A 22,446-nucleotide genomic window follows, 5' to 3' on the forward strand; every position below is an offset into this window, starting at 1 on the left:
AAGGACACATTAGTTAATGAAACAGTTATCACAAACGGTTGAATTTGATGCTGGATTGTTGAATACATACAACCAGCCTGTACCCCGCTATACCAGCTATCCACCCGCCACTGAATTAACTACTGACTTCGATCGCAACGCATTTAAAACCGCGATCGCCGTCGGCAATCACAAACAAACCCCCTTATCGCTTTACTGCCACATTCCGTTTTGTGAAACGCCCTGTTATTTCTGCGGCTGCAATACCATCATCACCCAGCGCAAGGAGTTAGCAGAACCCTATTTAGGCTATCTCGCTCGCCAAATTCACCAAGTTGCCAGTTTGGTGGATGCCGATCGACTGGTGCATCAGTTGCACTGGGGCGGTGGCACTCCCAATTATCTCGATCGCACTCAGGTAGAGTTTCTCTGGAATCAGTTCAATCATTATTTTAGTTTTGATGCAGCAGCAGAAATATCGATCGAAATCAATCCTAGCTATATCGATCGCGAATACATTCTATTTCTTCGACAATTAGGCTTCAATCGGATTAGCTTTGGTATTCAGGATTTTAATCCCATCGTGCAGGAAGCAATCAATCGGGTGCAGCCCGAAGCGATGTTGTTTAATGTAATGGATTGGATTCGGGAAGCAGGGTTTGAAAGTGTCAATGTAGATTTGATTTACGGCTTACCTTTCCAGACACAAGCCACATTCCAAGAAACAGTAAAGAAGACCTTGCAATTAAATCCCGATCGCATTGCCGTCTTTAATTTTGCCTATGTTCCCTGGATCAAACCGATTCAGAAACGAATGCCGGAATCTGCTTTGCCGACTGCGGGCGAAAAGCTGAAAATTATGCAAAGTACGATCGCCCAACTGACGCAAAATGGCTATGTGTTTATTGGCATGGATCACTTTGCCAAGCCGAATGATGAACTGGCGATCGCCCAACAAGCGGGTCAACTCCATCGCAATTTTCAGGGGTATACAACCAAGCCCGAATCAGATCTGTTGGGCTTTGGCATGACTTCCATCAGTATGTTGCAGGATGTATATACCCAAAACCACAAGGGATTAAAAGACTTTTATCGGGCGATCGATGCGGGTGAATTACCGATTGAAAAAGGCGTTCGACTCAACCAGGACGATCTGATTCGGCGCACAGTAATCATGGAATTGATGTGTCAATTCCAACTGTCGGTGCAAGATTTGGAAGAAAAATACCATCTCGGATTCGATCTCGATTTCAATGACTATTTCGCCCAGGAACTTCCCAAACTCGATCCCTTAGAAGCCGATGGGTTAATCAAACGTTGGGGGGATGGCATTGAAGTAACTGCGATCGGGCGATTGCTGATTCGCAATATTGCATCCGTGTTTGATGCTTACCTCGGCGATCGTACAGGCGATCGTACAACCAAAACCTTTTCCAAAGCCATTTGAAATTTTGTAATGCAAACAACTCCGACTCGATATCCGCTGGATTGGACTGCGGTATTCTTTTTCACCACAATTCATGCCATCGCATTTTTAGCACCTTGGTTCTTCTCCTGGTCTGCCCTGGGTATGACTATCTTTTTGCACTGGTTATTTGGCAGTATTGGCATTTGTTTGGGCTATCACCGCCTATTGAGCCATCGCAGTTTTCAGGTTCCTAAATTGCTGGAATATGCGATCGCCCTGATTGGTGCCTTTGCTCTACAAGGAGGGCCAATTTTCTGGGTTGCGGGTCATCGGCTACACCACGCCTATACCGAGGATGTCGATAAAGATCCTTACTCAGCCCGTCGGGGGTTCTGGTGGAGCCATATGTTGTGGATTTTCTACCCGCATTCAGAATTCTTTGATTATGAACAGTACCAGCGGTTTGCCCCCGATCTGACACGCGATCGATTTTATTGCTGGCTGAATCGCAACTTTTTGCTGCTGCAAATCCCCTTGGGGATACTGCTGTATGCACTAGGGGGATGGTCATTTGTGATCTGGGGAATGTTTGTCCGAGCTGTTTTGCTCTGGCATAGCACTTGGTTTATTAACTCGGTCACTCACCTGTGGGGATACCGTACCTTTGACACAAAGGACAACTCCCGCAATCTTTGGTGGGCGGCGATTCTCACCTATGGCGAAGGTTGGCACAATAACCACCACGCCCATCCTAACGTTGCCAAAGCAGGCTGGCGCTGGTGGGAATACGATCCGACCTGGTGGGCAATTTGGCTGTTAAAGAGATTGGGTATTGCCCAAAAAGTGGTGATGCCACCGACTCAAAATAGTACACCTTAGAATCAGAAAATTCCTGGACGCACGCGAAGTCAAAAACCCGGTTTCTGCGTCAATATCTCAAAGGAATAGCGACGATTTTCAGAGAAACCGGGTTTTTTGCGTAAGTATTAATCATAAATATAGGAGCTCAATCTGAAGCGATGTCTACAGTCACTACACCCTTCACTTCTGTTTACGGCCCAGTGCAATCCTGGCGCTTTGGGCGATCGCTAGGAATTGATCCGATCGGGCCAGATTCTAGTTGCTCATTTAACTGTGTGTATTGCCAGTTAGGTGAGATTGAGCACCAGAGTTGCAACCGCCAGATTTTTGTCCCGACTCAGAAAATTCAACAGGATCTGCAATCCTTCCCTGTCTGCGATGTGGACACCATCACTCTCAGTGGTAGCGGTGAGCCAACTCTGGCGCAAAATTTAGGCGAAATTCTGGTCATGGCGAAGCAAATGACCGGGAAGCCCGTTGGCGTATTGACCAACGGCAGTTTGCTGGGCGATCGCGCGGTGCGTGAGGAACTGGCGATCGCCGATTGGGTAGCTGTCAAAGTTGATGCCATTTCTGCTGACACATTCCGTCGCATCAATCGCCCCATGCCAACCATCAACCTCCAGGAGATTTGGGCCAGTCTCCTCCAATTTCGCCAACTCTATTCAGGACACCTGGCAATTCAGACGATGCTACTCACCGAGTGGAACGAACAGGATCGCGCAGAGTACATCCGGCGGATGCAAGCATTACGGCCGGACGAAATCCAACTCAACACGCCGACGCGACTTTGCCCGCTAACGCATCAGCTAGAAGCACGAGGGAATGATCTGCCCAATTCCTGTTTATATCCGACAAGGCAACTCAAGCAAGTCAATGCTGAAGTGCTACAGGTTTTTGGCGATCGCATTGAACGTGTCATAGGAATTCCAGTGCGTTACCCATTATTAAAACCAGAGGCGGAGAAGCTATGAAACCTCAGAAAACAAACCCATATTTTCAGCTTTTAGAAATTCCCCCAGGCTATCTCAACATCATGGGATATGTAGACGAGTCGGAAGTGAATGGGCCGGGTTGTCGAGCCGTGATCTGGGTGCAAGGATGTCTGCGGGAGTGTCCAGGTTGTTTTAATCCGGCTTCTTGGTTTTTTGAGATTAATCAATTAATTGCGGTTGATGTTCTTGCTCAGCAGATTCTCAGTCACCCTCGCAACCAGGGTGTCACCTTTTCGGGCGGAGAACCCTTCTGGCAGGCTCCAGCCTTGGCAGATTTGGCACGCCAAGTCAAAGCAGCAGGATTAAATGTTATGTCGTTTACTGGCTTCACGTTAGAACAATTGCGATCGCAACAGGGGCCGGCTGGTGTTGAGGAGTTGCTGGAACAACTCGATATTTTAATCGATGGTGCTTATGTGCAGTCTTTGGCAGTCAACTCATCCGATTCTCTCGTTTCTTCCAGCAACCAACGGGTACATCTTTTCAATCCTGCTTTTGAGGATCGACTCACTTGGGCGAGCGATCAAATGGAGATTCATATTCTCAAAGATGGCAGTCGGATTTTTACAGGCTACCGGGGTCAAATGAATCTGGCTGAGTCGGAGTTATGAAACCGATCGCATTAAGCATCGAGCATCCAAGCAACACACTTTTGCATTTGCTCGCTCATGGTTTGTCGATCGGCATTGTACCTGCGGCCGTGTCCCGGCAACACCCATTCAAACGAGTAATTAGCCAAATTCTGCATAGATTTGATTTGTTCCGGCCAAGAATACCAACAAACTTCGTGAAAGCCAACTAGCTGCTGCAAACTTTCCGACCAAGCAAGATGATCGCCGCTAAACAAAAACTTGTTATTGTAAAGCAAAACAGTGTGACCTTTGGTGTGGCCGGGAACAGGTATAATCAACAAATCATCGGCTATTTGATGCGGTTCGCTGCCCGACAATTGAATTTCTACACTGCGAGTACCCGCGTTAATTTCGTCCGCATGAAGGATGCGATCGCACCCAAAATGGTCGCGGTATCTTTGATGGTCTGCTACGTCGTCGCGGTGAGTCAAGTACAGATAGCGAATGCCACCCATTGCTTCTATGTTTTTGACTAGCGGCGGCACAAAACGGGGAGAATCCACTAAAATGTTGCCTTCTGGGCGGACAATTAAATAACTAGCTGCGCCGTAGGATTTCTCTGAGTGGTAGCCGCAGTGGTAGATATTTTCTGTTACGAGTGCGGGCAACTGTTGCTGAACTTCTTTGATGTTTTTGGGTTTTTCAACAGTGCCGATCGAACTTGTGGGACAAGACAAAAGAGCTGCGAGCGATCGCATTTCTTCAGTTTCATTAGTTGGCTGGTGGTAAACCGCAGACTGTTCTCCCGCTTGAGTAAATACTTCAGGTGCCATCCACCGACAAGTATCACAGTCAATGCAGGTATTATCTACATAAAAGTTACCGTTAATATTTTCAGTACGCCGCCGATTAATGTTAGCCATTTTTCTACCTCTTAATAACCCATATAAATTATGGTAACTTACTATAACGAGTACCCCCGACATCCCGCCGGGTTTAAACCCCCGTCTCACAGCACAATTCGGTTAAAACTCACATCTTGCACCATTCTCAAGAACGGGCTCTCCGGCCCGTTCCACAAAAGATAAATTTTCTTGTGGAACAGGCCGGAAAGCCTGTTCCTAAAAGGATTATTGACAATGGTGCAAGATCTAAGTTTCAATCAACAATTCTATCGCTGCTGATCCGCTGGAAAAGCACCCGCTTTCACCGCCACAGTAACAGGTTGTCCGCCACGGCTTAATTCAAGCTGCAGATCGCTGCCCACTGTACTTTTCTCGACAATTTGCTGTACGCTGCCAGCATCGCTGACTTCTGCACCGTTGATTTTCTTGATCACATCGGCAAGGCGAACTCCAGCTTGTGCCGCCGGAGAATTTTTCGCAACTCCCAAAACTAACACGCCTTTATCTTCCGTCAGCCTCAATTTGGTGTTGGGATTTTGATTAAATTCTCTCTTGATTTCGGGAGTAATGCTCAACATCCGAACGCCGAGATAAGGATGTTCGGCTTTTCCTGTTGTTACTAATTGGTCGGCAATTTGTTGTGCTCGATCGATCGGAATAGCAAAACCCAATCCTTGAGCACCTTGAATAATCGCCGTATTCATGCCGATAACTTGACCGCGCTGGTTCAGCAGCGGCCCACCGGAATTGCCGGGATTGATCGCAGCATCGGTTTGAATAAAGTTGACGCGCTTGTCGGGAACACCGACATCGGCGCTAGAACGGCCTGTAGCGCTAATAATTCCCACAGTCACAGTATTGTCCAAACCGAGGGGATTGCCGATCGCGATCGCCCATTCTCCCGGCTGTAACTCTTCAGATTTGCCCAAACTCACCACAGGCAAATTGTTAGCTTCAATTTTAACAACAGCCACATCAGTAACTGTATCTACGCCTAAAACTTTGCCGACAAATTCGCGGCCATCCTTCAGTTTTACCGTCACCGTATCCGCGCGGTCAACGACGTGAGCGTTAGTCAAAATGCGACCGTCGGAACCAAAAATAAAACCCGAACCGGAGCCCCTTTCTACTCGATTTCCCGGCGCAATCGGAGATTCGGAACCGAAGAAGCGGCGGAATTGCTCAGGTATCTCATCTGGAACTTGGTTCGTCACCGTGCGAGAGGAGTTGATCCGCACCACTGCCGGGCCGACTTCCTGCACAACTTTACTGACAAAATTAGAGTCTTGAGATGGCAGTATATTCGCAGGCAACGCTGAGATTGGTGCTGCACTTGAAGGTTCAGCTTGAATGGCGTTAGAACTTCCAGGAACCTGAGAAGTTAGGGCGTTGCACCCAACAGTTGCGGTGGAGCCGAGCAAAATGAGGGATAAAAAAGCAAGTTTTTTAGGCAAATAAAAACGGCGAGAACGCTGAGCTGAAGCAGGCATATTTTGGGTTGACATAGTATTAATTTGGTGAGAGTTAGAGGGAGAGTTATAATTAGGGTTTTGCATTTTTAGCACCTACTGTAATTAAGTTAGAAGTAAAGGCTCTTTAATTTTAATTCAAGCATTTATACTATCGGGTTGACTGGTGGGGTTTACCCTACAAGCTGGGGTAGAAACCGGACAGTCGCAGGCAAATTGTCTGTCGATTCCAGCTTTTGAGTGCGATCGAGCTGGGTCGGCACTGGTGAATTGCTGTCTGAGTGCGATAAGATAAACTACGGTAGCCAGCTAGCATATTCCGCATTTCCCGCGAAAATTTCACAGGATTGATATCCGAAGTCAACAACAATCCTGGACTCAAAAAACCCAGGTTGCTACGCAAAATATTCGTTGTGAGCGATCGACGTTAACCTAGAAACGGAGGTTTTGACCCAGCCTGCATCCAGGAAGGATAGCAGCTAAAGCACCGGAAAGCCTCACCCGAAAGCAGGAAGTAAAAAACCAGTAAAGCCTCAAGCTAAAGTACCAACTATACCCCAGTCAAAATAGCCTGCCAAAACTCTCTTCATATCGTTTCCGGTTGCATCGGAATAATAAAATCGAGTCAACCGTTAACACTCAACCATTCAGTTTTTTGACCCGCCCGTCAACAGTCAACAGTCAACAGTCAACAGTCAACAGTCAACAGTCAACAATAATTCCGGTGCAACCGGAATTGATATCAAATCTAAAATTTGAACCTATGGAGGAATTTTACTGCTCCATAGGTTCAATGGAACTAACCGAATCGATTTGCCTCGACTTGTTCCTCAAACTCTCCAAAATATCAACAGTATTCTTAATAAAACCAGCCATCGGCACAGCCACTAACAAACCTGCTACTCCCGCCACCTTAACCCCCACCAGCAGCGCCACTAAAATCCACACGGGATTGAGACCGATAAAACTGCCTAATAACCGAGGAGCAACCCCGCTTTCAATTATTTGCTCAATTACTGTAGCGACAGCTAAAACTGTGACGCCGAGCCAAAAGTTGTTTAATGTGATCAGCAAACTGACAATGCAAATACTGAAAGGTGCCCCGAAGGGAATCATAGTCATTGCACCCACACCCAAACCGAACAGAAGTCCGAAGGGAACTCGCATAATTAAAAAAGCAACAGTGATAGACAATCCCATCAAGCCCGCCAAAGTTGCTTGCCCGACGAAGTAGTTGTGGAAGCTTCGCGCCAGCAACTCTCGCAATTGAAGGCTCAGCTTGGAGGGAAACCATTTAAATAATCCTTCCCATACGCGATCGCCGTGTAAGAGCAAGTAGAATGTCACGACTATTGTGAGGAGGAAATTCAACAGACTGTCTGCAGCACCCAAACCAAATCTGAGAATTTCGCCAGTGAGAGACTGCAATTGAAATGAAAGTCGATCGCTCAATTGGGTAGTCAAACCGCTGACATCAATGCGGAGATTGCGATTTTCCGCCCAATTGTGGAACGCTTCAATCTGTTCTGTGCCAGAAACTATCCAAGTCGGCAGTCGGGTGGCGAGTTCATTGATTTGGTTTAGCAGAATGGGAGCCAGAGTGATACCTAAAACCACCAATACCAGTAAAGTCAAAAACAATACCGACAAAACTGCTCGATCGCGCTTCAAGCCGTATCTGTGCAGAAAGCGCACTGGATAATCTAGCAAAAAAGACAGCACTGTAGCCACTACCAAAACTGTAATCAGGGCGCGAAAATATTCAAAGACTAGGAGGGCTAACCAGCAGTTGAGTACCGCTAGGGGAAATACCAGTCCGTAAGTCCACCACTGCGGCAGTTGAGTGAAACGTCTCATCTAAGTTAACCGAGTTAAAATTTGAGATGCAAGATGTGAGATTGACACTGCTATTCGCCCTTCTCCGTTAACCATTTTATAGTGCCTTTATTTATACCCGGCTGCTGAAAATTCCCAGTTGCTCGACCCGCAGCGGAAATTGGGTTGCTGGCAGGCAGTGCCTGCCACAACCATGTTATATCGTTTCCGCTGGTATGGATATATCACCTGCGAAAAAAATATTTTTTGCTGTTGGCAAGGCGGCAGTTTGCAGCGCGCGATTCAACCTTTTTCCCCGTGCCGTTCGAGAGCTAATTGAATTAAACGGTCTACTAATTCCGGGAAAGAAATGCCGTCCGCTGCCCACATTTGCGGATACATACTGGTAGCTGTAAAGCCGGGAAAAGTGTTGATTTCGTTAATCAAAACTTCTCCGGTTGATTCAATGTAGAAAAAGTCTACTCGCGCTAAACCTGCCGCGTCTATAGCCAAAAATGCTTGCACTGCCATTTCTTGGATTTTCGAGACGATCGCACCGCTGACTTTTGCCGGGATTGAGCAGTCGGCTTGTCCTTGGGTATATTTAGTTTCGTAGTCGTAGAAATCGCTTTGAAAAGTAATTTCTCCCACCGTTGAAGCTTGGGGATTATCGTTACCCAAAACTGCACATTCTAATTCTCTAGCAACCACACCCGCTTCGACAATTATCCGCCTGTCGTAGCTGGCGGCGCTGTCGAGAGCAGCTTCTAACTCCGCGCGCGATCGAGCTTTAGCAATTCCCACAGACGAACCCAAATTAGCGGGTTTTACAAAGCAAGGATAGCCCAACTCAGCTTCAATTTTGTCGCACAGTTTGGGAAAAACGCAAGGATTAGACCAGATTTCGGAACGGTTGACAGCGATGTATTTTACCTGCGGCAAACCAGCGTGAGCAAAAGCCATTTTCATCGCAATTTTATCCATTCCCAGCGCCGAACCTAAAACCCCGGAACCGACAAAAGGAAGTTGCATTAATTTCAGCAACCCTTGCACCGTACCGTCTTCGCCGTTTGGGCCGTGCAAAACAGGGAACCAAACATCTACAGCATTAAAATTAGGAAACTGTGCAGCGGGAGAGTCGTTTTGTGCTGTGTGTTCCTCTATTTCCAGAGGTTTTCCGGTGGCTAAGACTTGTTGAGGTAATGTTCCCGACAGCCAGCGGCCGTTTTTTTGGATGTAAAAGGGCAGAACTTCGTATTTAGAGGCATTTTCCTCCGCAGCGAGGGCACGGGCGATCGCCCGCGCCGAACTAATTGAGACTTCGTGTTCGCCCGATCGCCCCCCGAACAATAGCCCGATCCGCATCATTGTCATTTTTCACTACTCCTAGGACTTTTCGACAAATATACACGCAGAGAGCGCAACTAAGGCACATACGAACCGCTTTAAGACTACTTATCCCCTCCCTTCCACTCTTCCTCTGTGTCCTCTGCGCTCTCTGCGGTAAAAAAAATTACATCTTCTTAGAAAAGTTCACCAGTAAGCCGTCCCCTATCTCATTCCGGTACTATTTAAAGCATTTCCCCCGTCAAACTAAAAGCGCGAATATCTGTAATTTTAACCCGCACAATTTTACCCGCCAATTCCGCAATATCGCCCTTAAAAAATGTGAGGCGATTGCCGCGAGTGCGCCCCATCACCTGAGTTGGATCTTTGAGATTCTGGACTTCCACCAAAACCTCTTCAGTGCGTCCGAAATAGCGCTGCGATCGTTCCATCGCCGTTGTTGTCACCACATGATTGATTCGTTGCAGGCGATCGGCTTTCACATCCTCACTCAACTGATTTTCCCACAAAGCCGCCGGCGTCCCAGGGCGAGGCGAATAAGCCGCAGTATTCACCAAATCGAAACCAACATCTTCGATCAACTTCAAAGTCTTCTCAAACTGCGCTTCCGTCTCCCCAGGAAAACCGACAATCGCATCAGCCGTAATCGAAGCATCCGGCATATAACGGCGAATTGTATCAATAATCCGGCGGTATTTCTCCTGAGTATAACCCCGAGACATCGCCTTCAGAATATCATTATCTCCAGACTGAAAAGGAATGTGAAAATGTTCGCAAACCTGCGGCAATTCCGCACAAGCCTTAATCAATCTTTCCGTAAAATAGCGCGGGTGGCTAGTAGCAAATCTGAGGCGATCGACACCAGGCACATCCTGCACAAAATAAAGCAAATCCGTCAAAGTATGCTGGTTGCTGCCGTCCGGTTTTGTCCCCGGCAAATCGCGCCCGTAAGCATCAATATTCTGCCCCAATAAAGTTACTTCCTTGTAACCTTGACGGCCCAAATCCTCCATCTCAGCCCGAATTGCCTCCGGCATTCGCGACTGTTCAACCCCGCGAACATTGGGGACAACACAATAAGTGCAGCGTTCATTGCAGCCGTAAATTACATTCACCCAAGCAGTCACCTTGCTGTCGCGGCGCGGCTTAGTAATATCCTCCATAATCTCAACAGCTTCAGTCGCCACAACTTGATTGCCCTCAAAAACTTGTTCGAGTAAATCTTCAAGTCGGTTAGCGTGTTGTGGCCCCATTACTAAGTCTAATTCCGGCACTCTTCGCAGCAGCGCTTCACCTTCCTGCTGCGCCACGCATCCAGCTACAATTAAAGTTAAACCCGGTTCTTGGCGCTTGCGATGAGCTTGCCTTCCTAGGTTAGAATAAACTCTTTGTTCGGCATTGTCGCGAATCGTGCAAGTATTGTAGAGAATCAAGCTAGCTTCGTTCGGGTCTTCCGAGAACTCAAAGCCCATATTTTCCAGAATGCCGGCCATCCGTTCCGAGTCGGCTTTATTCATCTGGCATCCGAAAGTAGTGATGTGATAGCGGCGGGGTTTAACGGTCATGGCGAATTGCAGGCAAATAAAAAATATAGGTTTTTAACCTTAACAATTGATTATAACACTTCTGTGTTAAACGAGATAGGTCTGATAATTGGAAATTTTAGTAATTGTAGGGTGTGCAATGCGTACCTTACCCTACAAATAGCTTTATATCCCAGACAGATTATGCGAAGCCAGTATCTGGCTATTCAGTTGTTTTTAATGATATAAAAAATGTAAAATTGTTTTGGCAATACCTTGTGCAGCCAAATAAGGAACCCCATTGCCAACCGTTTTAAACATATTAGTCAACGTCATTTTTGCCGGCAGTGCAAAATCTTTTGGTAGTGACTGAATAGCCAGTGTTTCTGCAACAGAAAGCCGACGAAGTTTGTAAGGGTGCAAGTGAACTTCGTTATTGCCGTAACAAGCTGTTGGCGAATAACGCCATCGGTGCAATCGCTTGAAAGATTTTTTTGAATCATCTCCTTCATCAACGGAAGCAAACCGCTTAATGCCTGCTTTGGGTTGGAAATAGTGTTTGGCATTGGGATGGTTGAGAACGTCATTTTTTTGGAACCAAAATTCTACCGTTAAATCTTGGGGAATGCCATCAGGACAAGGCACGAAACCATTATCTGCAAAGGCTGTTCTATCAGGCCAAGGATGAGAAAAGATTTCTGATTTGGGATATAATACCTGACTTGGCCAAGGAAATAATTTTTCGGATAACATTTGGCTTTTTTCCTCTAGGGAAACGCCCAAATTTTTGACAAGGTTTTTTCTAAATCCAATCAAAATAATTCTATCTCTATCTTGCGGGACACCGTATTCTATCGCATTAATTAAACGTTCGGCAAAAACGTATCCCGAATCCGCCAACTGATGTTTTAGTTGGTCGTAAAAAGCTTTATGTTTTTTTGTTCTCCACAAACCTTTGACATTTTCAAATAAAAAGAAATCTGGCTGCTGCTGACAAATCAATTCAATGTATGAAGCGGAAAGTTGACCTTTATCTCCTTCTTGACCCCGGTTTTTACCACCAATAGAAAAGTCAGGACAAGGCGGCCCCGCGATAAATCCTACAATATCGTGATGCTTGCGGGCATCCTGCATCAATTCTCGCAGGCGAAAAGCTGGTTCTCCCCCTACAAGTCGAGTTACATCTGCTTCCTCTCCTTCGCAATATCCGTATTCTGGTAGTGGCAAATTCAGACACTGCCGAGAATAGCGGTATGCTTGCATGAAAGGTGGGAAAATTTCATTGACATACGCTACATTAAAGCCGATCGACTCAAAACCCAGATCGAGCAAGCCAGAACCCGAAAAAAATGAGAAAATACAGGGGATGGGGAATTGGGAATGGGGCATGGGGAATTGGGAATGGGGCATGGGGAATGGGGCATGGGGAATGGGGCATGGGGAATTGGTAGAATAGCCGGGGCGGGTTTATTAGATTATGGATTTGAGGCGATTATTGTGGGTAAAAACCGCCGCTACAGGTATTATTAAAACCATTGACCGCCTCGGAAACGCCAGTGGGGGAAGAAAATCCGCATCAGTGTTTGGGATGCCAGATAAATAGCCAGCCACACTAAACTATAATGCAAAGCAAAAGCTCCCAAGTCAAAATCTTGTGCAGGTATCCCCGGCAAACCGATAACTTTGATTAAAAATAACACAAAAAGCGCTTCCCAAATTCCAGCGAGCAATTGAAAAGCGCCAGGCCAATCTCGATCCCAGCGGAACTTTTGGATGTAGATATATAAAGCATCCCAGCCGAGACCAAAAATCGCTACATACCCTAAAATCCAGAAAAAAATTGAGCCTGATTGGGAGATAATTAAACCGAGAAAAAAGGGCAGCGTTACTAAAACGCCTACGGTTACAAATAACAGTAATCGAGTTTGCCAGCGACCGAATAAAGTGGGAGTCATGCGATTTTAGATTTTAGATTTTAGATTTTAGATTACATGGCAAAATTGTTCGAGTTTGAATTGATATTTTAGATTTTAGATTGAAAGCAAAGGTTGTTTAAATCTATTAAATCCTGTAGATTGCTTGTTGCCGAACTTCCTCGTTCAAGTTAGCCGGGAGATTTATTGAAAATCCATTTCAACCACTGCACAAACGATCGCCAAACGCTCAATTTCCGCACACCCGGAACTCTGTTGGCGCTCAGACTTTCAACCGAACGCAAGGCGGCGTATTGCAAGCCCAAAAAACTGTCTACCGGCGCGTAAGGCCCTCCCAAAGTAATCGCACCGGCTGCGTATACTCGGCCTTCTGTGTTGCTAGCAGAAGAATTCCGCAATTCGGGCACTTCAAAATCGTTGTTAACACTCAGCCTCCCCAAACCATTGAGGGGAAGATTGTATTGAACTACCAAATCGTTTAACAGAGGACTGGTTTTTACCTTAGCGTCCAAACCCGTAGCATCAATAATAAAATCAGCTTCTAACTTAATTTGCCCCTTGAGTTCCTTCTCCTGAATGTACGTCACCGTGCGGTTTTGACTGTCGCGCTCGACTCGCTCGACTTCGCCGAAGGTAATTTGATACCATCCTTGACTTAAACCTTCTTTGACAATCCGCCGCCAGTCGCTGCGCTGGGCTGTGGTAGTGCCGCCCCAGTCGGTGAGCAACTGCAGGCGAAATTCGGGGGCGGCTTTTTCCAAAAGTACGCGGAGTTCCCCGCCCCAGCAAGCTTTCGGCCAGTTGAAAGGTTGAAATTCGTAGTGATTTTCGACGCTGCGCTGAGCGAGTTTAAATTTGTTACCTTGAGGTTTGGGCGATCGCATCAAATGCAATACTTGAATGTGGCGGTTCCGCTGTCGCGCTTCGTAAATTCGCTGCACCACGCGCGAAGCTACTATTCCCCGGCCTCTAATTAACACGCTGCCGCCGCTGGCCTCCAATTTTTCGTAAACGCCGTCGTGGCTTTCGTAAGCGTTGACAACCGACTCAAAATCCTGGGTTTGTTCGCGGTAAGCTTGCAAGTCCGGCAGAAATTGAATGGCGGGATAGCCGGTGGCTAAGTGTACGTATTGGGCGATTAAAAAAGCGTGGTCGCGGTGATCCGCATTCGATCGAGAATAAGCGATCGCGTACCTGCCGTCATCTGTTTTGCGAATTCCCCGCACTCTACCGTAGCGAAACATCTTATTCCACCCAATTCGATCGACTTCCCTGTCAATAGAATCAAACACATTCCCCGCGCGAGGCGTATAAGTTTCGGCAAAAGTCGGTTCAGCAAACACCTGCCACATCAACTTCAACGACATCCCCAAACGCCCTTTGAGCAATTCCTGCCAAGCTTCCCGCAAAGCATAGGGAGGCCAGCCCCAAATATTGTCTGGACAAGAGTCAGAATTCGATCGTAGGCGTTCCCGCAGCGGAATTTGAGAATTCAGGCACAGACGCAGGTAGCGGGCGTAAGGCTGGTTTTCCATGCCCAAAACCGCAATTCGATCGATTTTCACGCCGCAAATTCTCAGCAAATCCACCCAAATAAAGCTGCCCAAACCACCGCCAACGGCAGCCCAATCAACTTCTGTCACAGGAAGTCCCCTAGATTCGAGCGATCGCATTGACACTTGAGAAGCTTGCAAAAATGCGATCGGCGGAAATTCTCCCCTACTACTTGTTTGAGGAAGCTGCAACATTATTGGCTGGCCCAACGCGGGATCTGGCCCATTGGTCTGCGGATTAAAGAAAATGTGAAAATTGACAGACGGCGTTTCAGGGGAATTAACAGCAAAAGAAATGCCGATCGCGTAGGGCCCAACTTGCAGCATATCCCCGTTTGCCAGCACGCACCGGGTTTGGCGAACCCCGTTGACAAAAGTACCGTTCCGGCTACCCGTGTCAGTAAGTAAAATACTGTTACCTTCAGTGCCAATCACTGCATGAAAGCGAGAAACTTGACTGCTGCTGAGGGCAATTCGAGAAACTCGTTTCCCGTTGATAGTGGCGGGCATAGCTTCAAAAATTCGTCCCAAAGCGATGGGTAAGTCGAGTATGGGGGATCGACAATCCCCCGTAGCTGTATCTGTCCAAGTCAGTCGCAGGCGCAAGGGTTGAGAATTCATGATTATTTTTTAAACATCAGCCGTCGGCTTTGAGCTTTCTGCAAAAAAAGATTTTTGAAGTTGAGAGTGTTTAGCGGATAGCCTGAGTTTCCGTTTTTCTTAAATCTTGCACCATTGTCAAGAACGGGCAAGATGCCCATTCCACAATAGATGAATTTTCTTGTGGAACAGGCCGAAAAGCCTGTTCCTAAACAAGTAATTGAGAATGGTGCAACATCTCAGTTTTTCAAACTTTCACGGAGAAAGCATCACACTCGCCGCCGCCGCCAAAGAAGTTCCGCACCACGGACACCCCGCATTCAACTGCGCGTAAGGCGAAATTCGGCTGCACTTGGGACACTGCAAACCATATTTTGAAGGCCCCGTCGGCTGAAAGTTACCAGGTGCAGGAGGCCCAGACAGCAAAACTGTCTGCGGCGCGGCTACTTGCACCTCCGTCACATTCACCACCTCAATTTGCACTTGGCCTAAATGGATGTGGCTTCCCGAGTTCAATTTTGCTTCGCCTCGGGCGAGAATTTTTCCGTCTACCAGTGGCGGATTGCTTTCGCGCAAATTCCGCACTGCATACTCCTGCAATTCCTGATTAAAAAATATTTCAACGTGCAGCCCCGATACGGTGGGATGCGAGAATACTATATCGCACTTCGCCGGATCGCGCCCTAGCCTCACGGTTCCCGGATTTTTGCTCGGCTGTCCGTTTTCAATTGTTCGAGTTTGACGCACCCCAGCTTCTGTCCATGCTAAAGTGAGCTGGTTTGTCATGATTGTATCGGTTGGCTCAAAAATATAAAAAAATATTAACTGATTTATTTTGAGGACGGAGTTCCTCACCAAAAAACTTAATTATAATTATTGATGCCGACTCGATCGCACTTCTAAAAATATTATGTACAGCTATGCAAAAAAGCCCTGAATTCGGGGCTTTTAGTGCTCGTATTGGCTTTTTTTGAGAGAGTGAATCGCGCTTGCCAGCTTTTCTTTACCGCAAAATTATTGACCGCAGTGCAGCTTGGTTAAAAAATTGCTGTTCAAGATTTGCCAGCGATTGCTAAAAACTAATTCCTGTGGGGTTTTCACATTTGCGAAGCTTTGGTGCGCTAGTGACGAATTTTGGAGGTTTGACGATCGAACTACCTCGGTAACTTCGATCGCCCCACCTCCTCAAACGTTCACTGTCCTAGTGCTATCTCTCACGCTGCAACTGTGCAATCTTTCATTACAGGGCCAGCCTTGAAAGACTTAAGCTTCGCTCTTGCGGCTTTTCCGACCGCCTTCGCGACCAATTTGAGCCATGTGTTCGCGATTTCTGCTGACAGCTTCGCCGCCTTTTTGGCCAGCTTGTCTGGCTTCTTCAGGGGTGAATTCGTGTGCAGTTCCTTTCTCGTGTGCAGCTTTTCCGCCTTTGCTAGCAATTGCGCGCTGTTTTTCTGCATCCATAGAAGCGAATCCGCGTTTGCTTTTCTCAGCCATGACTGTCTCCTTGTTTGTTTCTGATTTTTTAGCTCGATCGCGCCTTCGCCTCCCACTGTCGTGGTTATTTCCAGTCAGTGGTGAGATATCCGACGGTAAATTATGAAACCTCATCAGACGAATCTAAGCTTTTGGTTTAACTCGCAGAATGAATCTTTCATCATTTACAACTGTGAACTAAAAATAGTTCACGCCCGGGCACTATAGTTAGAGCCGCCAATTTTTTAAGCTGGTTACTGTCTTTCAATCATTCTATAAACCCCCCCAACTTTTATACCTCTTTCTCAGGTATAGTCATTCTTTAGTTCGCTGGAAGGATGGAACCGAAAGCTGATTGGCAGTAGACTCAGAGGATTTTTTGACTCGGGTGGCGCCACCTCAAAAATTAAAAGTCCAAAGACGGATGCTTTTTTGGTCTTTTTACTTTTTTTTTGATGCCTTCGGCACTTGCCAGTTATCCCTATGTTAGTTGGTCTGCCGATCGAGTTGTTTCTGGTAAGCGATATTTTGGGGCGCAGCGCAGGACGTACTCGATCGCACTGATCAAGTTTACCTTATGACCTATCGAAACATACATCGGCTTTACCCCTGTTTGCGTCCTTAGCGCTGCGCCTATCGTTGATCCCTCCAGTAGCAAGGGTTGCCAACTGCCCCGATCGAGTCCGACTTCTGAATGTTCTCCAATAAATCGATTTTTGGCAACTCCGATCGTCGCAATCCCGGTCAAAACCCCCAAATGGCAGGCAAGACCGAATCTGCGGGGGTGGGCTAGTCCTTGACCATCGCACAATATCAAGTCTGGCGTCAAACTGATATTTTCCAAAGCTTCGAGAACTGCCGGCACTTCTCGAAAAGACAGGAAACCCGGAATATAAGGAAAAGTTGTAGGACTGCGAACTACAGCTTGCTGCTGCAACTGCAAGTCGGGAAAGCTCAGAACTGTTACAGCGGCCCGCGATACATCGTTTGCACTGTCGTAGCCGACATCTACGCCTGCGACGTAGCGAACTGTGTCCAGTTGATTGTCGGTAATTACCTGTGACCGAAGCTGTTCTTGAATGGCGATCGCTTCTTCAACTGTCTGCGGCCAAGGGTGTCGCTGCAACATTTTGATTTTTCTTCAACCGTTCTCATCTAAGATTAACTTATTTTCGGGCATTTTTAAACTCGGATTTTTATCGTTTGTCGCTCTAAATTCCCAACTTGCCCAAGGAGTCTTTTTTTCTACTCAGGAGGGTTGAGCAAGACGGGCCGATGCCAATTCTACATATAAAGTCTGTAGGCCGTAGACTGAAATTCTATCTTTCGCTTGTGCTTGAACCAACCCCCAAAGGTTTTATCGGCACGCTTCTCCAATTTTCTACTCAAAATTTACAAAAAATACCTATTTGATGCTGTTTTTTTAGCTTTCTAGAAAGCTTTCTCTTTGCGATCGCCATTTTATCGCTTCTCAAAGAGCGATCGAGCTATCTATTTACTTCTGCTTTATCTAACAAAATCCTCTTTGTCAAGATAATTGAAACATTTATTCATCAATAATCTCACCCAGCTATAAGTGCCATTGTACATCCCCGCTCACCGAGCGAAGAGGTTCCCAGACCCTCACAACTATATGACTTTTATGAAAAAAAATCAATGAATTTATGAGTTGTTGCACCCTTAACATGAAGTTATAATCTTAGATAATATCGAATAGAAAACTAACATCAAGTAACACAACATAGGTGAATCAACATATGAAAACCATGCAAAGTGTTCGGTACAACCTAGCTCTCTACTTAGTCGGTGGCATCGTCTTCATCATCGCCGCCTTAATTTTAAGACCTTTTGCCCTCGTCGGCCCAGGGGAACGGGGCGTTATGATGCGCTTCGGGAAAGTTCAAGACGTGATTTTAGATGAAGGCATCCACCCGATTTTACCGATATTCACCTCTGTAAAAACTCTCAGCGTGCGGGTACAAAAAACAGATTTAAAAGCAGATGCAGCATCCAAAGATTTGCAAAGCATTACTACAGATTTGGCAGTCAACTGGAATGTTGACCCCGCCAAAGTTAATCAAGTTTTTCAACAAGTGGGAGACGAAGAACAAATTGTTACCAGCATTCTGAGTCCGGCAATTTCGGAAGTTCTTAAAGCAGCAACTTCTAAAAAAACCGCAGAAGAAATTATCACTAAGCGCACCGAACTCAAAACAGAAATCGACAACACCCTCAAAAAGCGTTTGGAACCTTACGGCGTTATTGTCAGAGATGTTTCTTTAATAAATTTTGGCTTTTCTCCAGAATTTAGCAAAGCCATCGAATCCAAACAAATAGCAGAACAAGAAGCTAAACAAGCAGAATTTACAGTTCAAAAAGCCACCCAAGATGCTCAAGCTGAAATTAACCGTGCTAAAGGTAAAGCTGAAGCTCAACGCTTGCAGCGGCAAACTTTAACTACCGAAATTTTGCAGCAGCAAGCCATTGAAAAATGGAATGGCCAGTTTCCGACAGTAATGGGAGGAGGCGGAACTTTGCCATTAATTAATATTACGCCGCCGACTTCTCAAGCTGCAACTCCTGCTAAATAAGCTGCTGCAAATAATGATTGCTAGGGCGCGGGGAGAAGGGGAGAGGGGGAGAGAGTCTGAGGGGGAGAAGAATAGAGGGTTTGTGACTGCGGAAGTGAAGATGTGCTTTTTTAAATGCCGAACAGCAAGGGTAGAAAATATAACTAACAACTAAGGTTAAATCTCACATCTTGCACCATTGTCAATTAATTGTTTAGGAACAGGCTTTTCGACCTGTTCCACAAGAAAACTTATTCTTTGTGGAACGGGCCGGAGAGCCCGTTCTTGACAATGGTGCAACATCGGAGTTAAATCCCGCTTACTTAAATACCAAGATACAATTGACGTTGCGCGAGTCCTGAAAAACGTTAGAGTAAGAAACAACTCGGAAATTGTAAAGGTTTGCTTGAAAGTTCGGCTGATGGGAGATCGGGAGAACCAGTCAATTTCTAATTTAGGTGAAGTGGGGGGTGTAGGCGATCGCCTTACTGCGTCAGAAGCCCTGTGGCTACGCGATCGAGCTTTGGCAGCTACTAGCAGTGGCATTGTGATTGCTGACGCCAAGGCACCCGACTGTCCTATAATTTATTGCAATCCGGCCTTTGAACGGATGACAGGTTACTGCGCCAGTGAAATCTTGGGGCGCAATTGCCGATTTTTGCAAGGCCCGGATACCGATCGAACTACTGTAGCTAAAATCCGCGAGGCCTTGCGCCAAGGTCGAGAAATCCAGACACCAATTAAAAATTACCGCAAAGACGGCACTCCTTTTTGGAGCAAATTATCGCTATCTCCCGTGCGAGACGACAACGCTAATTTGACTCACTTCGTAGGAGTTCAGTCGGACTTGGCGGAACCAATATGTGAAGTGCAGCAAGCATTGCAGCAAGCTAACGACCAACTGCAAACGATTTTGGAAGCAGTTCCGGGAACAGTATCTTGGATTAGCTCGGATTTGCGCTATTTGGGGGTTAACCAGCACTTAGCCAAACTGCATGGTTTGCCGCCATCGGCTTTTGTTGGTAAAGATATTGGTTTTCTGGGCGCTAGCTCGGATTTTAACTCTTTTGTGGTGGAGTTTTTTGCCGGCGACGCTACGGAAGCGGTTAAAGAACTCAACGTTAAGGTACAAACCGACGGGGGACAGTCGGAGGAATACTATTTGATTGTGGCTCAAAAGTACGATCGGGGCAAAGCAGCTTGTCTGGTAGGGATTGACATTACCGAGCGCAAGCGGGCAGAAGAAGCTCTGGTGCTGACTCGCAAGGCGGTGGAAAGTTCAAGTGACGCGATCGGCATCAGCGATGCGAACGGCACTCACATTTATCAAAATCAAGCGTTTTCTCAGCTATTTGAATGGGACACCGCAGAGGAACTTAAGATAGCTGGAGGTATAGCGACAGTTTTTGCTGACTCTGCAGTCGCCAGCGACGTACTCGATACGATCGCCCAGGGTTATTCTTGGTTTGGTGAAGTTACTAACCGCACTAAAAGTGGCCAAATTTTGCCAATGCTGCTGCGGGCCGATGCTATTAAAGACCCCACAGGGAAAATTGTCGGTCTGATTTACATGAATACCGATATTACCGACCGAAAGCGCACGGAACAAGAGCTGCGGCAAAGCGAAAAGCGCTTTCGATCGTTGATTGAAAATGCTAGAGACATTATTGTGATTCTCGATGAGAAAGGCTTTTGCCGCTATGTCTCTCCTTCCCTAGAGCGGATTTTGGGCTACCCGACGGGGGAAGTGCTCGGCAGATCTATATTTGACTTGATTCACCCTGACGAATTGCTGATAGTGGATCAAGTGTTCAAAGGTGTCATGCAAATGCCCAAAGTTAGCCTGGGAATGGCGGAATACCGAGTGCAGCACAAGGACGGTTCTTGGTGCGTGTTGGAAGCGGTGGCGACGAATTTGCTCAACGAACCTTCGGTGCGGGGAATTGTGGTCAACTGTCACGACGTGACTGAGCGCAAGATGGCTGAAGAACAACTGTTGCACGATGCTTTGCACGATGCGCTGACGGAGTTGCCCAACCGTGCTTTGTTGACTGACAGGTTGGGGCAAGCTTTTGCCCGCGCCCAACGGCATCCGAGCTATCAGTTTGCGGTGCTGTTTCTGGATTTGGACAGGTTTAAGGTGATTAATGACAGTCAGGGACACAGCACGGGCGATCGGCTGTTGGTGGCTGTGGCTCGCCGTCTGTTGACTTGTTTGCGGCCAGGGGATACGGCGGCGCGTCTGGGGGGAGATGAGTTTGTGATTTTGCTGGAAGAAATTCATGGTGTTGATGAGGCGATCGCCCAAGCAAAAGCAATTCTCAAAACGATCGAACGACCGCTGAATTTGGAAGGTAATAAAGTTTTAATTACTGCTAGCATCGGCATTGCTTTGAGTACCGACAAATATCAGTGGCCGGGAGATATTTTGCGCGATGCTGATATTGCGATGTATCGGGCCAAAGCTCTCGGTAAAGCTCGCTACGAAGTTTTTACCCGTGCGATGCACACTCAGGCTGTGGCTTTGATGCACTTGGAACACGATTTGCGGGAGTCGGTTGAAGAACTAAATTTGAAATATTCGATAGTGGATTTAGCCTGTGGGACGGCGGCGGAAAACTCGCCGATGAGTGAAATTGATCGGAGATCGGAGCGTCCGAAGTCGCCATTGACTACTTTAAAATTGGAATGTCCTTTTACTGTTTATTATCAGCCGATCGTTTGTTTAAAAAGCGGCGCAGTTATCGGATTTGAGGCGCTGGTGCGCTGGCTGCACCCGGAACGCGGTTTAGTTTCCCCGATGGAATTTATTGCGATGGCGGAGGAAACAGGGTTAATTACGCCTTTGGGTTTGTGGGTTTTGAACGAAAGCTGTCGCCAAATTATTCAGTGGCAGAGTTTGAATTTACCTGTGGGAAATTCGCCGCTGACAGTCGCAGTAAATCTTTCGGGGAGGCAGTTTGCGGAACCCGAGTCGATCGAGCAAATTAAGCAAGTTTTGCTGGAAACGGGTGTTGACGCGCGCTGTTTGAAGTTGGAGATTACTGAGAGTGTGGTGATGGAGGATGGGGAAGCGGCGGCGGCGATGCTTTCGCAGTTGAGAGACTTGGGTATTGGGCTGTGTATTGATGATTTCGGCACTGGTTATTCGTCTCTGAGTTATTTGCACAAGTTCCCGATTAATATTTTGAAGGTCGATCGCTCTTTTGTCAGTCGCATCGGGGAAACGGGCGAAAATTTGGAAATTGTGCGGGCGATCGTCATGCTGGCCCGCAGTTTGGGGATGGAGGTAGTGGCAGAAGGTGTCGAAACCGCCGTCCAATTGGCTCAAATGCGGTCGATCGGCTGCGAGTACGGTCAGGGATACTTTTTCTCTAAACCTCTCGACAGTGAGGCAGCTACAGCCTTGTTGAGGCGATCGCCCAAATGGTGATCCGATCTA

General features: G+C 46.9%; 19 protein-coding genes. 7 read left to right on the top strand and 12 right to left on the bottom strand.

The window, feature by feature from the left end; all coding sequences use genetic code 11:
* Window positions 1-16 precede the first annotated feature (16 nt).
* From hemN to QUA43_RS01575, 4 genes are all read left to right on the top strand, one after another.
* The gene (hemN, locus tag QUA43_RS01560) at window positions 17-1,426 is read left to right on the top strand and encodes an oxygen-independent coproporphyrinogen III oxidase (RefSeq protein WP_333370433.1); all 1,410 of its coding nucleotides are present in this window, start codon (window positions 17-19) and stop codon (window positions 1,424-1,426) included.
* 9 nt (window positions 1,427-1,435) lie between these two features.
* Window positions 1,436-2,266, top strand: coding sequence for a fatty acid desaturase (locus tag QUA43_RS01565; RefSeq protein WP_333370435.1), 831 nt, complete (start codon window positions 1,436-1,438; stop codon window positions 2,264-2,266).
* Window positions 2,267-2,406: 140 nt separating this feature from the next.
* Window positions 2,407-3,222 (top strand): radical SAM protein, encoded by an 816-nt coding sequence (locus tag QUA43_RS01570; protein WP_333370437.1) that lies wholly within the window; start codon window positions 2,407-2,409, stop codon window positions 3,220-3,222.
* Window positions 3,219-3,854, top strand: a complete 636-nt coding sequence (locus QUA43_RS01575; protein ID WP_333370439.1) for a 4Fe-4S single cluster domain-containing protein — start codon at window positions 3,219-3,221, stop codon at window positions 3,852-3,854. The genes QUA43_RS01570 and QUA43_RS01575 overlap by 4 nt, the downstream gene beginning before the upstream one ends.
* Window positions 3,855-3,865: 11 nt before the next feature.
* Here the strand turns inward: QUA43_RS01575 and QUA43_RS01580 are convergent, their stop codons facing one another.
* The 7 genes from QUA43_RS01580 to QUA43_RS01610 form a co-directional block, all read right to left on the bottom strand.
* Entirely contained in the window at window positions 3,866-4,738 is an 873-nt protein-coding gene (locus QUA43_RS01580) for an MBL fold metallo-hydrolase (protein ID WP_333370441.1), read from the bottom strand.
* A gap of 248 nt (window positions 4,739-4,986) precedes the next feature.
* Entirely contained in the window at window positions 4,987-6,225 is a 1,239-nt protein-coding gene (locus tag QUA43_RS01585) for an HhoA/HhoB/HtrA family serine endopeptidase (protein ID WP_445301937.1), read from the bottom strand.
* 142 nt (window positions 6,226-6,367) lie between these two features.
* Window positions 6,368-6,592: a hypothetical protein gene (locus tag QUA43_RS01590; RefSeq protein WP_333370445.1), complete on the bottom strand. Its 225-nt coding sequence runs from the start codon at window positions 6,590-6,592 to the stop codon at window positions 6,368-6,370.
* Window positions 6,593-6,963: 371 nt separating this feature from the next.
* Window positions 6,964-8,046, bottom strand: coding sequence for an AI-2E family transporter (locus tag QUA43_RS01595; RefSeq protein ID WP_333370447.1), 1,083 nt, complete (start codon window positions 8,044-8,046; stop codon window positions 6,964-6,966).
* 261 nt (window positions 8,047-8,307) lie between these two features.
* Complete coding sequence (locus QUA43_RS01600; RefSeq protein ID WP_333370449.1) at window positions 8,308-9,378, bottom strand: D-alanine--D-alanine ligase family protein; 1,071 nt, start codon at window positions 9,376-9,378, stop codon at window positions 8,308-8,310.
* A gap of 197 nt (window positions 9,379-9,575) precedes the next feature.
* Window positions 9,576-10,916, bottom strand: a complete 1,341-nt coding sequence (gene miaB / locus QUA43_RS01605) for a tRNA (N6-isopentenyl adenosine(37)-C2)-methylthiotransferase MiaB (RefSeq protein WP_333370450.1) — start codon at window positions 10,914-10,916, stop codon at window positions 9,576-9,578.
* A 195-nt stretch (window positions 10,917-11,111) separates the two neighbouring features.
* Complete coding sequence (locus QUA43_RS01610; RefSeq protein ID WP_333370452.1) at window positions 11,112-12,263, bottom strand: DNA cytosine methyltransferase; 1,152 nt, start codon at window positions 12,261-12,263, stop codon at window positions 11,112-11,114.
* Here QUA43_RS01610 and QUA43_RS01615 point away from each other — a divergent pair.
* Window positions 12,255-12,404 (top strand): hypothetical protein, encoded by a 150-nt coding sequence (locus QUA43_RS01615; RefSeq protein WP_333370454.1) that lies wholly within the window; start codon window positions 12,255-12,257, stop codon window positions 12,402-12,404. The genes QUA43_RS01610 and QUA43_RS01615 overlap by 9 nt on opposite strands.
* Here the strand turns inward: QUA43_RS01615 and QUA43_RS01620 are convergent.
* From QUA43_RS01620 to nfi, 5 genes are all read right to left on the bottom strand, one after another.
* Window positions 12,401-12,829 carry a hypothetical protein gene (locus tag QUA43_RS01620; RefSeq protein ID WP_333370456.1) on the bottom strand — a complete coding sequence of 143 codons (429 nt, stop codon included), beginning with the start codon at window positions 12,827-12,829 and terminating at the stop codon, window positions 12,401-12,403. The genes QUA43_RS01615 and QUA43_RS01620 overlap by 4 nt on opposite strands.
* A gap of 149 nt (window positions 12,830-12,978) precedes the next feature.
* Window positions 12,979-14,982 carry an FHA domain-containing protein gene (locus QUA43_RS01625; protein WP_333370458.1) on the bottom strand — a complete coding sequence of 668 codons (2,004 nt, stop codon included), beginning with the start codon at window positions 14,980-14,982 and terminating at the stop codon, window positions 12,979-12,981.
* A gap of 234 nt (window positions 14,983-15,216) precedes the next feature.
* Window positions 15,217-15,747, bottom strand: coding sequence for an FHA domain-containing protein (locus tag QUA43_RS01630; RefSeq protein ID WP_333370460.1), 531 nt, complete (start codon window positions 15,745-15,747; stop codon window positions 15,217-15,219).
* Window positions 15,748-16,224: 477 nt separating this feature from the next.
* A complete protein-coding gene (locus tag QUA43_RS01635; protein ID WP_006631632.1) occupies window positions 16,225-16,455 on the bottom strand; it encodes a KGG domain-containing protein in 231 nt (76 codons plus the stop codon).
* A gap of 460 nt (window positions 16,456-16,915) precedes the next feature.
* Window positions 16,916-17,563, bottom strand: a complete 648-nt coding sequence (nfi, locus tag QUA43_RS01640; protein WP_333370462.1) for a deoxyribonuclease V — start codon at window positions 17,561-17,563, stop codon at window positions 16,916-16,918.
* 628 nt (window positions 17,564-18,191) lie between these two features.
* On the opposite strand from nfi, the gene QUA43_RS01645 reads away from it, so the two are divergent.
* Complete coding sequence (locus QUA43_RS01645) at window positions 18,192-19,025, top strand: prohibitin family protein (protein ID WP_333370464.1); 834 nt, start codon at window positions 18,192-18,194, stop codon at window positions 19,023-19,025.
* A gap of 400 nt (window positions 19,026-19,425) precedes the next feature.
* Window positions 19,426-22,437, top strand: coding sequence for an EAL domain-containing protein (locus tag QUA43_RS01650; protein WP_333370465.1), 3,012 nt, complete (start codon window positions 19,426-19,428; stop codon window positions 22,435-22,437).
* The last annotated feature ends 9 nt before the right edge of the window (window positions 22,438-22,446 follow it).

Origin of the sequence: Microcoleus sp. N9_B4, assembly GCF_036701635.1 — a bacterium.
Lineage (GTDB): Bacteria > Cyanobacteriota > Cyanobacteriia > Cyanobacteriales > Microcoleaceae > Microcoleus.

Coding starts and splice junctions, on each gene's coding strand:
- hemN (WP_333370433.1), top strand. CDS start 17: ATGAAACAGTTATCACAAACGGTTGAATTTGATGCTGGATTGTTGAAT.
- QUA43_RS01565 (WP_333370435.1), top strand. CDS start 1,436: ATGCAAACAACTCCGACTCGATATCCGCTGGATTGGACTGCGGTATTC.
- QUA43_RS01570 (WP_333370437.1), top strand. CDS start 2,407: ATGTCTACAGTCACTACACCCTTCACTTCTGTTTACGGCCCAGTGCAA.
- QUA43_RS01575 (WP_333370439.1), top strand. CDS start 3,219: ATGAAACCTCAGAAAACAAACCCATATTTTCAGCTTTTAGAAATTCCC.
- QUA43_RS01580 (WP_333370441.1), bottom strand. CDS start 4,738: ATGGCTAACATTAATCGGCGGCGTACTGAAAATATTAACGGTAACTTT.
- QUA43_RS01585 (WP_445301937.1), bottom strand. CDS start 6,225: ATGTCAACCCAAAATATGCCTGCTTCAGCTCAGCGTTCTCGCCGTTTT.
- QUA43_RS01595 (WP_333370447.1), bottom strand. CDS start 8,046: ATGAGACGTTTCACTCAACTGCCGCAGTGGTGGACTTACGGACTGGTA.
- QUA43_RS01600 (WP_333370449.1), bottom strand. CDS start 9,378: ATGACAATGATGCGGATCGGGCTATTGTTCGGGGGGCGATCGGGCGAA.
- miaB (WP_333370450.1), bottom strand. CDS start 10,916: ATGACCGTTAAACCCCGCCGCTATCACATCACTACTTTCGGATGCCAG.
- QUA43_RS01615 (WP_333370454.1), top strand. CDS start 12,255: ATGGGGCATGGGGAATTGGGAATGGGGCATGGGGAATGGGGCATGGGG.
- QUA43_RS01610 (WP_333370452.1), bottom strand. CDS start 12,263: ATGCCCCATTCCCAATTCCCCATCCCCTGTATTTTCTCATTTTTTTCG.
- QUA43_RS01620 (WP_333370456.1), bottom strand. CDS start 12,829: ATGACTCCCACTTTATTCGGTCGCTGGCAAACTCGATTACTGTTATTT.
- QUA43_RS01625 (WP_333370458.1), bottom strand. CDS start 14,982: ATGAATTCTCAACCCTTGCGCCTGCGACTGACTTGGACAGATACAGCT.
- QUA43_RS01630 (WP_333370460.1), bottom strand. CDS start 15,747: ATGACAAACCAGCTCACTTTAGCATGGACAGAAGCTGGGGTGCGTCAA.
- QUA43_RS01635 (WP_006631632.1), bottom strand. CDS start 16,455: ATGGCTGAGAAAAGCAAACGCGGATTCGCTTCTATGGATGCAGAAAAA.
- nfi (WP_333370462.1), bottom strand. CDS start 17,563: ATGTTGCAGCGACACCCTTGGCCGCAGACAGTTGAAGAAGCGATCGCC.
- QUA43_RS01645 (WP_333370464.1), top strand. CDS start 18,192: ATGAAAACCATGCAAAGTGTTCGGTACAACCTAGCTCTCTACTTAGTC.
- QUA43_RS01650 (WP_333370465.1), top strand. CDS start 19,426: ATGGGAGATCGGGAGAACCAGTCAATTTCTAATTTAGGTGAAGTGGGG.